This is a genomic window from Caulobacter sp. GW821-FHT12D05, assembly GCF_058807295.1.
In genome coordinates this window covers 569764-582943 of the sequence record NZ_JBXAQO010000002.1, presented here as the reverse complement: position 1 = coordinate 582943, position 13180 = coordinate 569764, and the positions used below count along the sequence as shown (strand labels likewise).

General features: G+C 67.9%; 12 protein-coding genes. 2 read left to right on the top strand and 10 right to left on the bottom strand.

Annotated elements, in window-relative coordinates; translation table 11 throughout:
* Positions 1-58: 58 nt before the first annotated feature.
* From pheT to infC, 7 genes are all read right to left on the bottom strand, one after another.
* A complete protein-coding gene (gene pheT / locus AC1RRR_RS10265) occupies positions 59-2497 on the bottom strand; it encodes a phenylalanine--tRNA ligase subunit beta (RefSeq protein WP_492812742.1) in 2439 nt (812 codons plus the stop codon).
* 10 nt (positions 2498-2507) lie between these two features.
* Positions 2508-3581, bottom strand: coding sequence for a phenylalanine--tRNA ligase subunit alpha (gene pheS, locus AC1RRR_RS10260; protein WP_492812741.1), 1074 nt, complete (start codon positions 3579-3581; stop codon positions 2508-2510).
* Between the two features lie 121 nt (positions 3582-3702).
* A complete protein-coding gene (gene rplT, locus AC1RRR_RS10255) occupies positions 3703-4062 on the bottom strand; it encodes a 50S ribosomal protein L20 (protein WP_492812739.1) in 360 nt (119 codons plus the stop codon).
* 15 nt (positions 4063-4077) lie between these two features.
* Entirely contained in the window at positions 4078-4278 is a 201-nt protein-coding gene (rpmI, locus tag AC1RRR_RS10250; RefSeq protein ID WP_018061454.1) for a 50S ribosomal protein L35, read from the bottom strand.
* Positions 4279-4401: 123 nt separating this feature from the next.
* Positions 4402-5592, bottom strand: a complete 1191-nt coding sequence (locus AC1RRR_RS10245; protein ID WP_492812737.1) for an MFS transporter — start codon at positions 5590-5592, stop codon at positions 4402-4404.
* Between the two features lie 35 nt (positions 5593-5627).
* Complete coding sequence (locus tag AC1RRR_RS10240) at positions 5628-7571, bottom strand: alpha/beta hydrolase family protein (RefSeq protein WP_492812735.1); 1944 nt, start codon at positions 7569-7571, stop codon at positions 5628-5630.
* A gap of 135 nt (positions 7572-7706) precedes the next feature.
* Positions 7707-8228, bottom strand: coding sequence for a translation initiation factor IF-3 (gene infC / locus AC1RRR_RS10235; RefSeq protein WP_172263415.1), 522 nt, complete (start codon positions 8226-8228; stop codon positions 7707-7709).
* Positions 8229-8466: 238 nt separating this feature from the next.
* On the opposite strand from infC, the gene AC1RRR_RS10230 reads away from it, so the two are divergent.
* Complete coding sequence (locus tag AC1RRR_RS10230; RefSeq protein ID WP_492812732.1) at positions 8467-9066, top strand: YitT family protein; 600 nt, start codon at positions 8467-8469, stop codon at positions 9064-9066.
* A 13-nt stretch (positions 9067-9079) separates the two neighbouring features.
* Here the strand turns inward: AC1RRR_RS10230 and AC1RRR_RS10225 are convergent, their stop codons facing one another.
* Both AC1RRR_RS10225 and AC1RRR_RS10220 read right to left on the bottom strand, forming a co-directional pair.
* Positions 9080-10051 (bottom strand): glycosyltransferase family 9 protein, encoded by a 972-nt coding sequence (locus tag AC1RRR_RS10225; protein WP_492812730.1) that lies wholly within the window; start codon positions 10049-10051, stop codon positions 9080-9082.
* Complete coding sequence (locus tag AC1RRR_RS10220; protein ID WP_492812728.1) at positions 10048-11235, bottom strand: glycosyltransferase family 4 protein; 1188 nt, start codon at positions 11233-11235, stop codon at positions 10048-10050. The genes AC1RRR_RS10225 and AC1RRR_RS10220 overlap by 4 nt, the downstream gene beginning before the upstream one ends.
* A 56-nt stretch (positions 11236-11291) precedes the next feature.
* Here AC1RRR_RS10220 and AC1RRR_RS10215 point away from each other — a divergent pair, with 56 nt between their 5' ends.
* Positions 11292-12164 (top strand): alpha/beta fold hydrolase, encoded by an 873-nt coding sequence (locus AC1RRR_RS10215; RefSeq protein ID WP_492812726.1) that lies wholly within the window; start codon positions 11292-11294, stop codon positions 12162-12164.
* A gap of 3 nt (positions 12165-12167) precedes the next feature.
* On the opposite strand, the gene AC1RRR_RS10210 is transcribed toward AC1RRR_RS10215, so the two are convergent.
* Entirely contained in the window at positions 12168-13028 is an 861-nt protein-coding gene (locus AC1RRR_RS10210; RefSeq protein ID WP_492812724.1) for an SDR family oxidoreductase, read from the bottom strand.
* Positions 13029-13180: the final 152 nt, after the last annotated feature.

Genomic DNA, 13180 nt, shown 5'->3' with positions numbered 1-13180 from the left:
AGGGGGACCGCCGGAACGGCGGTGGAGGGGCCAGCGCCAGCGCTGACCCCTCTCGGGATTAACCCCGCAGCTTGCCGCCGGCCTTCTCGGCCGCCGCGACGACCTTCGCCGACAGCGCGCCGATCTCGGCGTCCGTCAGCGTCGCCTCGCGCGGCTGGACCACGACCTCGATCGCGACCGACTTGAAGCCCTCCGGCACGCCGGGGCCTTCGTAGACGTCGAACACGCGGGCGGCGGTGATCAGCGCCTTGTCGGCGCCGGCGGCGGCTTTCACCAGGTCACCGGCGGCCTTGGACTTCTCGACCAGGAACGCGAAGTCGCGGGTCAAGGGCATCAGGGCCGAGGGCGAGAACGCCGGACGGGTCTTGATGGCCTTCTTCTTCGGCTCGGGGATCGCCTCCAGGGTGATCTCGAAACCATAGACCGGGCCGGCCACGTCCAGGGCCTTGAGGACCGCCGGGTGGATCTCGCCGAACTCGGCCATCACCGCCTTGGGGCCCAGCTGCAGGCGCGCCGAGCGGCCCGGGTGCCACCAGGACGAGGCCGAGCCTTGCGCGGTCTGCAACGACGCCACCGGCGCGCCCAGCTCTTCCAGCAGGGCCAGCAGATCGGCCTTTACCGTGAAGACGTCGCCTTGCGCCGCCTTGTCCCAGCCGCGCGGAGCCTTGGGGACCAGGATGGCCGCCACGACGGTGCGCTGGTCGTTCGGACGCTCGCCGTGGAAGGTCGGGCCGATCTCGAACAGGGCGGCGTCAGGGAAACCCTGGCGCGCGTTGCGGCCGGCCGCCTCGATCAGGTTGGGCAGCAGCGACGGGCGCATGCAGTCCAGTTCCGAGGCGATCGGATTGGCCAGCAGCAGTTCCGGCTGACCGCCACCAAACAGCTCAGCGGTCTTGTGATGGGTGAAGCTGAAAGTCACCGCTTCCGAGTAACCAGCGGCCGCCAGGGCGCGACGGGCCGCGCGAGCGCGAGCCTGCTTGGCCGTCAGGATGCCGCCGACCGCGCGCGGAACTTCCGGCAGGGCCGTCGAGGGCAGAGCGCCGTAGCCGGCGATGCGGGCGACTTCTTCCACCAGGTCGGCCTTGCCTTCCACGTCGCGGCGGAAGGTCGGCGGGGTCACGCAGACGGCAGCCTCGGCATGGGTCGCGAACTCGGTCGGCGAGACGTCCTTGGGGGCGTCCAGCTTGAAGCCCAGGTCCGTCAGGATCTTGAGCGACTTCTGCGGTTCGATCTCCAGGCCCGACAGCTGGCTGACATAGGCCGGGTCGAACAGGATCGGCTTGGGCGCGGGCAGGACTTCGCCGACGAACACGACGTTCGACGGCTCGCCGCCGCACAGCTCCAGGATCAGCTTGGTGGCCAGCTCGATGCCGGGGACCAGCGAGCCGGTGTCGACCGTGCGGGCGAAGCGGTACTGGGCGTCGCTGGCGATGCCGGTGGCGCGGCCGGTCTGGGCCGTGCGGATCGGGTCGAACCAGGCGCTCTCGACGAAGACGTCCGTGGTCTCGTCCGAGCAGCCGGTGCTCTCGCCGCCCATCACGCCGCCCAGGCCGATCGGGCGTTCCCCGCTCGCGTCGGCGATCACCGACATCTCCGGGGTCAGCTCATAGGTCTTGCCGTCCAGGGCGATCAGGTGCTCGTCGCCGTTGACGCCATGGCGGCCCAGACGCGTCGAGATCACCGTCCCCGACAGCTTGGCCGCGTCGTAGACGTGCAGCGGGCGGGCGCGGTCGTAGGTGATCAGGTTGGTGACGTCGACCAGGGCGTTGATCGGGCGCAGGCCGATGGCGACCAGGCGGTCGGCCAGCCACTTGGGCGACGGGCCGTTCTTGACGCCGCGGATGTAGCGACCGGCGAAGGCCGGGCAGGCTTCACCATCGACCGTGACGGTGATCGGGCTCTGGAACGTGCCCGGGATCGGCGCGATCGAGACGTCCTTCAGCTTGCCCACGCCGGCGGCGGCCAGGTCGCGGGCGATGCCCACGACGCCCAGCCAGTCGGGGCGGTTGGGGGTCACTTCGAAGTCGATGACGGCTTCCAGGCCCAGGGCGTCGACGGCCGAGGTTCCGACCGGCAGGGCGTCGGGCAGCTCCATGATGCCGTCGCTCTCGGTGGCGTATTCCAGCTCGGCGGCCGAGCAGAGCATGCCGTTGGAGACGACGCCGCGCACGGGCTTCTCGACCAGGGTCACGTCCAGGCCGGGCACATAGGCGCCGATCGGGGCGTAGATGGTCGTCAGGCCCGGACGGGCGTTCGGCGCGCCGCAGACGATCTCCTTGCGGCCGTCGACAGTGTCGACCTGGCAGACCTGGAGACGGTCGGCGTTGGGGTGGCGGGCCGCCTCGACGATCTTGCAGACCGTAAACGGGGCCAGCTTGGTCGCCGGATCGATGACGTGCTCGACCTCAAGCCCGGCCATGGTCATGGCCGCGACGATCTCGGGGACGGTGGCGGTGGTCTCAAGGTGATCCTTGAGCCAGGAGAGGGTGAATTTCATCGTTCTGGTCTCAGCTCAGGCCCGAGGCGGCGTTCGGCGCGGCGAAGGCGCTGAAGCCGTAGTGCGACAGCCAGCGGACGTCCGACGACCACATGTCGCGCAGGTCCGGCATGCCGTATTTCAGCATGCCCAGGCGATCGACGCCCATGCCGAAGGCGAAGCCCTGGTACTCGTCGGGATCGATGCCGCAGGCGCGCAGCACGTTCGGGTGAACCATGCCGCAGCCCAGGATCTCGAGCCACGAGGTGCCTTGGCCGATCTTGATCTCGCCGCCCGAGCGGTCGCACTGCACGTCCATCTCGGCCGACGGCTCGGTGAACGGGAAGTGGTGCGGGCGGAACTGGGTGGTGACCGCGTCGGTCTCGAAGAACCGGGCCAGGAAGGTTTCCAGGGTCCACTTCAGGTGGCCCATGTGGATGCCCTTGTCGATCACCAGGCCCTCGACCTGGTGGAACACCGGCGTGTGAGTGGCGTCGTTGTCCACGCGATAGGTGCGGCCCGGCGCGATGATGCGGATCGGCGGCTTCTGGCTGACCATGGTCCGCACCTGCACGGGGCTGGTGTGCGTACGCAGCAGCATGCGTTCGCCCGTCTCCTTCGTGTTGAAGAAGAAGGTGTCGTGCATTTCGCGGGCCGGATGCTTCTCGGGGAAGTTCAGGGCCGTGAAGTTGTGGAAGTCGTCCTCGATGTCCGGGCCCTCGGCCACGGCGAAGCCCATCTCGGCGAAGATGGCGATCATCTCGTCCATGGTCTGCATGGTCGGGTGAACGCTGCCCTTGCGGCGGTGCGGCGCGGGCAGGGACAGGTCCAGCGTCTCGCTGGCCAGGCGCGCGTCGAGCTCGGCGGCTTCCAGGCCGGCCTTCTTCTCGGCGATGGCGGTGGTGACCTTGTCGCGCAGGGCGTTGATCGCCGCGCCTTGGGTCTTGCGCTCCTCGGGGCTCATCGCGCCCAGGGTCTTGAGCAGGCCCGAGATGGAGCCGGTCTTGCCGACGGCGGCCACGCGGACGGCGTCGAGCGCTTGAAGGTCCGCAGCGCCGGCCACCTGGGCCAGGACGTCGGATTCGAGAGTGTTGAGATCGGTCATGACGGGCATCCGTCTAGGCGGTTTTGGGAACGGTTGGAACCGGATAACGCGCAGCAAAAAGCCCTCCGGTTCACACCGGAGGGCTTTTCAGGATCGAATGAGTTCGAAAACTCAGATGTCCTTAGGCGGCCAGGGCGGTGCGGACCTTGTCAGCAATAGCCTTGAACGCAGCCGGGTCGTTACCCGCGATGTCGGCGAGGACCTTACGGTCGATCACCACACCCGCCACGTCCAGGCCGTGGATAAACTGCGAGTAGGTGAAGCCTTCGAGGCGAGCACCGGCGTTGATGCGTTGGATCCACAGCGAGCGGAAGGCGCGCTTGCGCACCTTGCGGTCACGGTACGCGTATTGACCGGCCTTATCGACGGCGGCCTTGGCGGTGCGGATGGTGTTCTTGCGGCGGCCGTAGAAGCCTTTCGCCTGTTCAAGAACCTTCTTGTGCTTGGCGTGAGCAACGACGCCACGTTTAACGCGAGCCATGTGTCAGCGCTCCTCTTAAAGGCCGTAGGGCAGGTACGAACGGATGGTCTTGGCGTCAGCCTCGCTCATCACCTTCGTTCCGCGGTTTTGGCGGATGTACTTGCCATTGTGGCCGATCAGACGGTGGCGCTTGCCGGCGACGCCGGCTTTCAGCTTACCCGTGGCCGTGATCTTGAAGCGCTTCTTAGCGCCCGATTTGGTCTTCAACTTCGGCATTTCGCGTCGGAGCTTTCGCCCCGTCCTCTGGGATAGCAAGACGAACCGCCATGGCATGCCTAGTGGCCAGGCGGTTCCGGAAAGGCGGCGTTGCTACAGGAAAGACTCGGTCCTGGCAAGCACTTAGGCCGCGGCCTTGGTGCGCTGGACGATCACGAGGGCGAATCCGATGGCCGGGACCATCAGCGCCGCGCCAAACCAGTAGGGGCCGCCGATGTTGAGGCCAAACAGCGGGCCAGCCAGCAGCGGGCCGCCGATCCGGGCCAGCGAGCCCGCGGCCATGTTCAGGCCCAGCATCTGCCCCTGGCGGTCCGGCGGGCTGGCGCGCGAGATCAGGGCGGCCACGCAGGGGAAAACCAGCGACTGGCCAAAGGCGGTGCAGGCCACGGCCACAACGGCCACGGGCGGGCTGGGGATGAACGGCGTGATCAACAGGGTCAGGGCGATGATCGACAGGCCCGTCGTCAGCACGCGGCCTTCACCGAACCGGCGGGCCAGGCGTCCGGTCAGCAGGCCCTGGCCCAGCGAGGCGATGACGCCGATGATCGCGAAGCACGCCGCCACCTGGCTGGGACCCCAGCTGAACCGGACATCGGCATAGAGGCCAAACACCGCCTCCATCCCCGCGAAGGCGCCGGTCGAGATCAGGGTGACCAGCAGCACGCGCGACAGAATCGGATGGGCGGCCGCGGCGGCCAGGGCTTCGCGGCGGTTGGGCTGCACCGCGCCCGGCGCGGACGGCGCGCGGCTTTCGGCGACGAACAACACCACGCCCAGGGCCGCCGTGCCCGCCATGGCGGCGGCCAGGAACAGCGGCAGCTGGTAGCCCAGGTGGCCCGCGCCGGGATGGATGACCATCACCAGCGCCGGGCCGATCACGAAGCCGGCCCCGAACGCCGCGCCCAAGAGGCCCATGCGCCCGGCGCGCTTTTCGGGCGGGGTGACGTCGGCCATGTAGCCCTGGATCGTCGAGATGTTGCCGCTGCCAAAGCCGCCGACCAGGCGCACGGCCATGGCGATCCAGATGTTCGGGGCGAAGGCCAGGGCGATATAGGCCAGGGTGTTGGCGATGATGGTCACGATCAGCACCGGGCGCCGGCCGATCCGGTCCGACAGCCGGCCCCAGAACGGCTCGCCGAAGAACTGGCCCAGGCTGTAGGCGGCGAACATGGTCGTCACCTGCCACGGGGCGGCGTTCATCGACTTGGCGTAGAACGGCAGCAGCGGAATGACCACGCCAAAGCCCACCAGGTTGATGAAGACCACCAGGAGCAGGACGACCAGGGCGCGGGCGCTGTGAGACTGTTCAGACATCAGGACGCGCGGTTTACGCCTGAACCTTGGGCTTGTCAGTCCGGCGGGTTGTGCTTTTCGACGAAGGCGACGGTTTCGCTCAGCATCTTCAGCCGCGTGGCGCCGCGCGACAGCCAGTGGTCCTCACCGTCCAGGGTGATGAAGTTGACCGGCTTGCCGGCCTTCTTCAGGGCGTCGGCCATGGCCTGGCTCTGGTCGTAGCGCACGACGGTGTCGTCCTTGCCGTGGATCAGCAGGATCGGCGCCTCGACCTTGTCGGCCAGCTTGGCCGGCGAGATCGTCGCCAGGTCCGGGTCCTTGATGCCGTCCGCGCCCAGGAAACGCAGCCAGTAGCGCTGCGAGGCCGAGGCGCCGCCATTGGCTTCGGCGCGGGTGGTCAGCATCATCTTCTTCAGGTCCGACGGGCCGGCCACCGAGACGGCGCAGCGATAGACGCCGCGATCCAGGGTCGCGCCGGCCAGGGCCGCGTAGCCGCCATAGCTGGCGCCGACGATGCAGACGCGCTTGGGATCGACGATCCCCTGCTTGGCCAGGTCGCGGACGCCGTCCGACAGATCGGTCTGCATCTTCTTGCCCCACTCGCCAAAGCCCGCCTTGACGAAGTCCCAGCCAAAGCCCTCCGAACCGCGGAAGTTGGGCTGCAGCACCGCATAGCCGCGCGAGGCCATGGCCTGGCTCCACCAGTCGAAGCCCGGTTCGTCGCGGCCTTCCGGACCGCCGTGCGGCAGCACGATCAGCGGCAGGTTCTTCGGATCACGACCCTTGGGCAGGGTCAGGTAGCCGGTGATCTCCAGGCCGTCGGCAGCCTTGTACTTGATCGAACGAACGGGAGAGACCGTCTCTGGCGTGACACCTTGATAGACATCGCCCAGCCACGAGGCCTGCTTGGTGGTCAGGTCGACCAGGGCGTAGGCTTGGCCGTTCTCGGGAGAGTCGACCAACACCACGACGCGCTTGCGGTCGTTGGACCACGAGGACAGGTGCACCCGGTCGCCCTTGAACGCCTTGATCACCGCGTTCCAGGCCTTCTGACTGCCTTCGTCGAAGAAGGTGTAGGTCAGGTCGTCGCCCTTCAGCGTGACCCCGCCCAGCAGGGCCAGGGTAGCCGGATCACGGATCAGGCCGCTGAGCTCCAGGTCGTTGGGCAGGTCGGCATGCTTGTCGCCCGTGTATTCGCGCAGGAACGACTTGTTCTTGTCGTCGGTGCGCCAGACCAGCACCGACTTGCCGTCGCGGCCGAAGCCGGCGATGCCGTACGAGCCCATCGGGGTATCGGCCTCGTCGACGGTTCTCCAGCCGCCTTCCAGCTTCATCCGCAGCGACCAGTGGCCGCGCTTGGTGTCGTAGAGCGTGGTGGCGACCGGATCGCCCTTGACGTCGACCAGCCAGCCGTCGGTGTCGAGGCGCACGCCGTAGTCCATCATCCGGGTCGTGTTGCTGCGCAGGTTCACCCGGTACAGCATGTCCACGCCCTGGTTGGCGATGAAGTGGACGCCTTCCAGGAACACCACCGGTTCATTGTCGATCGAGCGCACCATCGGCGCGCCGATGATGACGTTCATGGCCGCCTCCTGGCTGCGCAGCAGGAGCGTCTGTTTCTTGGTCTTCCAGTTGAAGCTGGAGGCCATGTAGTACTCGCGCGCCGGACCCGACAGGCCCATGACGTCAGCGGTCTGGGACGTGATCAGCAGCAGGTGGTCCTCGCCGGCCCAGGTGACGCCGCGCAGCTTGGTCGGGCCGGCGTTGATGCCGGCCAGCACGCCGCCGCCGACCTGGCGGATCATCAGGTAGCGCTGCTCGCCATTGGTCAGGATCACCGCCAGCTTGCTGCCGTCGGGCGAGATCTCGACCTCTTCGATGTTGGGCAGCTGGCCGTAGATGGCCAGGTTCGGCTTGGCGGCCGGCGCGTCGGCGGCCTGGGCCGAGGCCGACAGCAGGATGCAGCAGGCCGCCCCGGCGGCCAGGATGGACTTGAACACGTGGTAGCTCCCCCAACTCGGCGAAACTCTACCAGAGGGTGCTATTGTGTCGAGGCGCTCGAAAACGAAAGGGCGCAAAACAAAACGCCCCGGCGCAGGGCCGGGGCGTTTGTTGTGTCTACCCAGTGATCGATCTTAGCGCGGGGCCAGGATCATGATCATCTGACGGCCTTCCATGCGCGGCTCGTATTCGACCTTGGCGACTTCGTCGAAGTCGGCCTTGACCTTGAGCAGCAGCTTCATGCCCAGTTCCGGGTGCGCCATTTCACGACCGCGGAAGCGCAGGGTCACCTTGACCTTGTCGCCTTCCTCGAAGAAGCGAGTCATGGCTTTCGCCTTCACTTCATAGTCGTGGATGTCGATGTTCGGACGGAGCTTGATTTCCTTGAGCTCGACGACCTTCTGCCGCTTGCGCGCCTCGTTCTTCTTCTTCTGCTCCTGGAACTTGAACTTGCCATAGTCCAGGATCTTGCAGACGGGCGGATTGGCGTTCGGAACGATTTCCACCAGGTCCAGGCCGGCTTCCTCGGCCGCTTCCATAGCGGACGCGGTCGGCATCTCGCCTTGCTTTTCGCCGTGTTGGTCGATCAGCAGGACGCGCGGGACGCGGATGTCTTCGTTGATACGCGGTCCGTCTTTAACGGGCGGCGTTTGCATAGGACGGCGAATAGGGGCGGCTCCGGGGCAGTTGATGAAGGTAGAGTTGAACGCGTGCGCGCCGCGCTGGGCGCGCCGCGAGAAAGTGATATATGACGCGCCGGCCGCGCTCTATCAAGCGACGGCGGACAAAGAGACGCTGCGCAGGTCCAGTTTTTTCTGGTCTAGCGGCCAATAGGGCGGAAACGGCGGGACAGGGACGAGTTTTCTCCTGACCAAGACGCTTGTTCCGACCTTCATGACTCAGCATCGCCATACCGCCTTGGAGGACGTCCACGCCCTCCTGATCGGCTCCAGTTTCATCGCCGTGGGCCTGACCCTGCTGAAGGCCGCGGGCCTGGTCACCGGCGGGGTGGCCGGGGTGGCGCTGATCATCTCGTATCTGACCAATTGGCAGGTCGGCACGGTGTTCTTCCTGCTGAACCTGCCGTTCTACATCCTGGCCCAGCGGACCCTGGGTTGGACCTTCACCTTCAAGACCCTGGCGACCAACCTGCTGCTGGCGGGCCTGGCCTTTGGCATGCCGTACTGGCTGAAGGTCGAACGGGTGGACCCGATCTTCTCGGCCGTGTTCGGCGGCACCATCATCGGCATGGGTATTCTAGCCTTGGCGCGTCACCGCTCCAGCGTCGGCGGCACGGGCGTGCTGGCCCTATGGCTGCAGGAACGCCGAGGCATCAGCGCCGGCAAGGTGCAGATGACCGCCGACTGCCTGGTCATCGCCGCGGCCTTCTTCACGATCAGCTTCGACAAGCTCTTGCTGTCCATCGCCAGCGCCGTGGCGCTCAGCGCGGTGATCATCGCCAATCACAAGCCGGGCCGGTACGCGGGGTATTAGCCCCGCGTTGCGATTAATGCGGCAGTAACGCCATCGCTGCGCTCGCCACCGTGCTGACGGGCAGGGCCTGCAGGTCCGGCGAGCGGATCACGGCCACGTGGCCTCGGGGGCCGCACAGGTCGGGGTCCGAGGCGTCCGAGAACAGCACGATGGTCGGCGCGCCGGCAGCGGCCAGCAGGTGGGTCGGGCCGGTGTCGTTGCCGACGGCGAGGGCGGCCTTGGCGCCCAGAACCGCCAACTGGGCGAAGTCGGTGCGGCCGGTCAGGTCGCGGGCGCCGCCGACGGCCTTCTGGATGTGGCGGGCCATGGCGCTTTCCTGCGGGCCGCCAATGATCACGATGTCCAGGCCGCGCGCCTTCAAGAGCGAGCCCAGCTGGGCGTAGTACTCGACCGGCCAGCGCTTCTCGGGCCGGTGGGCCGAACCGCCGGGCACGAACAGGACATAGGGCTTGGGCGTGGCGGCGCCGGCGACGGGGCGCGGCTCCTTGTGCTTGCGCAGGATCCACGACAGGTCCGGCGGCGGGGCGCTGCCCGGCTCGGTCGGGGCGTCGGGCCAGATCCCGGCGGCGCGCAGCTGGTCGGCTTGGCGCTCCAGCGTGTGCATGCGCAGGCGAGCCTTGCCCTTCTGCGGCAGCTGGGCGCCGACGGCGATGCCGTTCCACTGCGGCGGGAAGGGGCGCAGCAGCTGGAAGTACCAGTTGGTGCGGCTGTTGGTCTGCAGGTCGTAGACCCGGTCGTAGCGCGCCTTGCGGATGCGGCCGATCATGGCCAGCGTCTCGCCCACGTCGCCGGGGCGGCCGTCGGTCTCGACGGTGTTGAAATAGGGGCTGAGCTTGGCCAGGCCCTCGAAGGGCGCGGTGGTCAGCAGGGTGATCTTGGCCTTGGGGTGGGCTTCGCGGATCTTCTTCATCGCGGCGAGCGCCAGGACGAAGTCGCCCAAAGCGCCCAGCTTGATCACCAGGACCTTTTTGATCTCCTTGCTCAAGCCGAACGCTCCAAACCCAATACGCGTGCCCCGAGGATATGGGCATAGACCTTGAGGGTCGCTTCGCACATAGCGTCCACTGAATACAACCGCCGCGCACGTGTTCTTGCGGCCAGGCCCATGGTCTGGCGGCCGGCGGCCCCGACCTCGCAGGCGTGCAGCAGGGCGTCGGCCCAGGCCTCAGCGTCGCCCGGGGGCACCAGCCAGCCCGTCTCGGCGGGTGCGACGGTCTCGCGCGTGGCGCCGTGATCGGAGGCCAGCACGGGGCGGCCCATCACCTGCGGCTCGACGGCGGTGCGGCCGAAGGCTTCCGGCTCCAGCGACGGGGCGATGGCCAGGTCGCACAGCAGATAGGCGGCCGGCATGTCGTCGCAGTGGCCGACCAGCTTGACCGCGTCCTCCAGGCCGGCGGCGGCAATGGCGGCTTCCAGCTCGGCGCGGTAGCCCTTGCGGCCCTGGTCGTCGCCGGCCAGCAGCAGCAGGATGCGGTTCTCGCCGCGATCCTTGAGGATCTTCATGGCCTCGATCATCAGGCCCTGGCCCTTCCAGCGGGTCAGGCGGCCGGCCAGCAGCACCTTCAGCCGGCGCTCGTCGGGCGCGACGCCCCAGGCCTTGCGCAGGGCCTCGATCCGCGTGGCCGGCACGATGCCGGGCTCGAAGCGCGACAGGTCGACGCCACGCGGGATGGCCACCACCTTCTCCGGCGCGATGCCGTGTTCCCGGATCACGTGCTGGCGGGTGTATTCGGAATTGGCAATGACCAGGTCGCCCTTGGTCATAACCGCGTTGTACCAGCGCTTCAGGTCCGACTTGGCGTTATAGACCCCGTGATAGGTGGCCACGAACGGGACCTTGGTCGCATGCGCAGCCCACAGGGCGCTGAAGGCCGGGGCGCGCGAGCGGGCGTGGACCAGCGACACCTTCTCGCGCCGGATCAGGTCGATCAGGCGGGCGGCGTTGCCCAGCATCACCAGCGGGTTCTTGGACTGGGCCGGCATCTGGGCCAGGCGACCGCCGTCGGCCTCCAGGCGCGCGGCCATGCGCCCGCCCCGGGTCGCGACCAAGGCCTTGCCGCCTTGCGCCACGACCGCATGGGCGACATCAATCGTCGTCTGCTCCGCCCCACCGGTTTCAAGCTCCGGCGTGACTTGCAGCAAGGTGAAATCGGCGGGTAGGTCGGGCACGCGACTCTCGGCGAAAACGAGCGGATTTTAGTTAGCGAAAGGATCGAGGCGACGCCATGACCGAATCCCAAGGTGCTCTCGCGAGCAAAGACGGCTCGAAGATCGCCTTTCGTCGCGTGGAGGGCGAAGGACCAACGGTCGCGTGGCTGGGTGGTTTCCATTCCGACATGACGGGAACCAAGGCCGAAGTCCTGGCCGAGCAGGCCAAGGCGACTGGCGGCGGCTACATCCGCTTCGACTATTTCGGCCACGGCGAGTCGGATGGTCAGTTCAAGGACGGAACCATCAGCCGCTGGCGCGAGGACGCCCTGGCGGTGATCGACGAGCTCACGACCGGGCCGCTGGTGCTGGTCGGCTCGTCCATGGGCGGCTGGCTGTCGTGCCTGGCGGCGATCGCCCGGCCCGACCGCGTCAAGGCCATGGTGCTGATCGCGCCGGCGCCAGACTTCACCGAGAAGCTGATGGAGCCCGACCTCTCGCCCGAGGCCAAGGCGGCCATCGCCAAGGACGGCTTCTGGATCCGGCCGTCGGACTATGACGACGGCGGCTACGCTATCACGCGCGAGCTGCTGGAAGACGGGGCGCGGTGGTCGATCCTGCCGGGACCGGTGCCGATTGACGTCCCGGTGCGTGTGCTTCAGGGCGGCGCGGATCCGGATGTGCCGTGGACCCATGCGTTGGAGCTGGCCAACGCCTTGAAGTCCGACAATGTCGTCTTCAGCCTGATCAAGGACGGCGACCACCGGCTGTCTCGCCCGCAGGACCTGGAGCGCCTGGTCGCGGCGGTCGCGGAAGCCAAGGGCCTGGCCGAACCGGAGGAGGGCGACCTCGTCAGCCGCCGCCTGGCGCGCGCGGCGCGACTGCGCAACGCGGCCGGTCTGGACGCGGTGGGCATCACGCCAAGGGCGTCGGCGATCGACGACGAGTAGGATTTAGCCGCCCGCCTTCAAAATCCCCGCCAGCCCCTCGCGGTACGTCGCATAGGCCGGCCGCCAGCCCAGCTCAGCCTTGGCGCGGGCGTTCGAGACGCGTTTGTTCTCGGCGTAGAACCGCCGGGTGGCCGGCGACAGGCCCAGTTCGTTGAACGGTAGGTCCGGCGGGACCGGGACGCCCAGCAGGTGGGCGGCGTGTTCCATGACGTCCTGGGGCGGAGCCGGGGCGTCGTCGACCAGGTTGTAGATGCCGCCGGCGCGAGGGCGCTCCAGGGAGGCCAGCAGACCCGTGACGATGTCGTCCAAATGGATGCGGCTGAACACCTGGCCCGGCTTGACGATGCGGCGGCCTTCGCCGGCCCGCAGGCGGTCCAGGGCGCTGCGGCCGGGGCCGTAGATGCCGGGCAGGCGGAAGGTCGTGACCGTCAGGCCCATGCCGCGCCCGACCTGGCGCCAGTCGCGCTCGGCCCCCACGCGGCGGGCGCCTTCGACCGATTGCGCTTTGAGGGGGGATGTCTCGAACACCCAACGGCCTTCGAAGTCGCCATAGACGCCGGTGGTCGACAGATAGCCGATCCAGTCGGGGAAGGCCTGGGCCTGGGCGAGGGCAGGGATGATCGCCTCGAGAGCGGGGCAGCCGTCGGGGCCGGGCGGGGCGGTGACCAGGATGGCGTTTACCCCCGTGAGGGCGGCGGCCATGGCGTCGCGGTCGTCCGGATCGGCGGGTGTGATTCCCTGGGCGCGCAGCCGGTCGGCCTGATCCTCGTCCCGCGCCGTGGCGGCTATTTCCCAACCTCGGGCTCTTAGGGCGCGCGAAAACGCCGCGCCAACATAACCCAGACCGAACACAAACAGACGCAACGCTTGAGACTCCGCCCCCGGAAAACGTGGCGGAATCTAGCCGCCGAAAAAACCTGCTTCGCAACCCCTCAAAGGGCGCTTGCCAAGCGCGAAGCCCTCTGCCATAAGCCGCCTCCTCGTCGCGGGGCGCTCTTCCGAGCCCCTCCGATGCG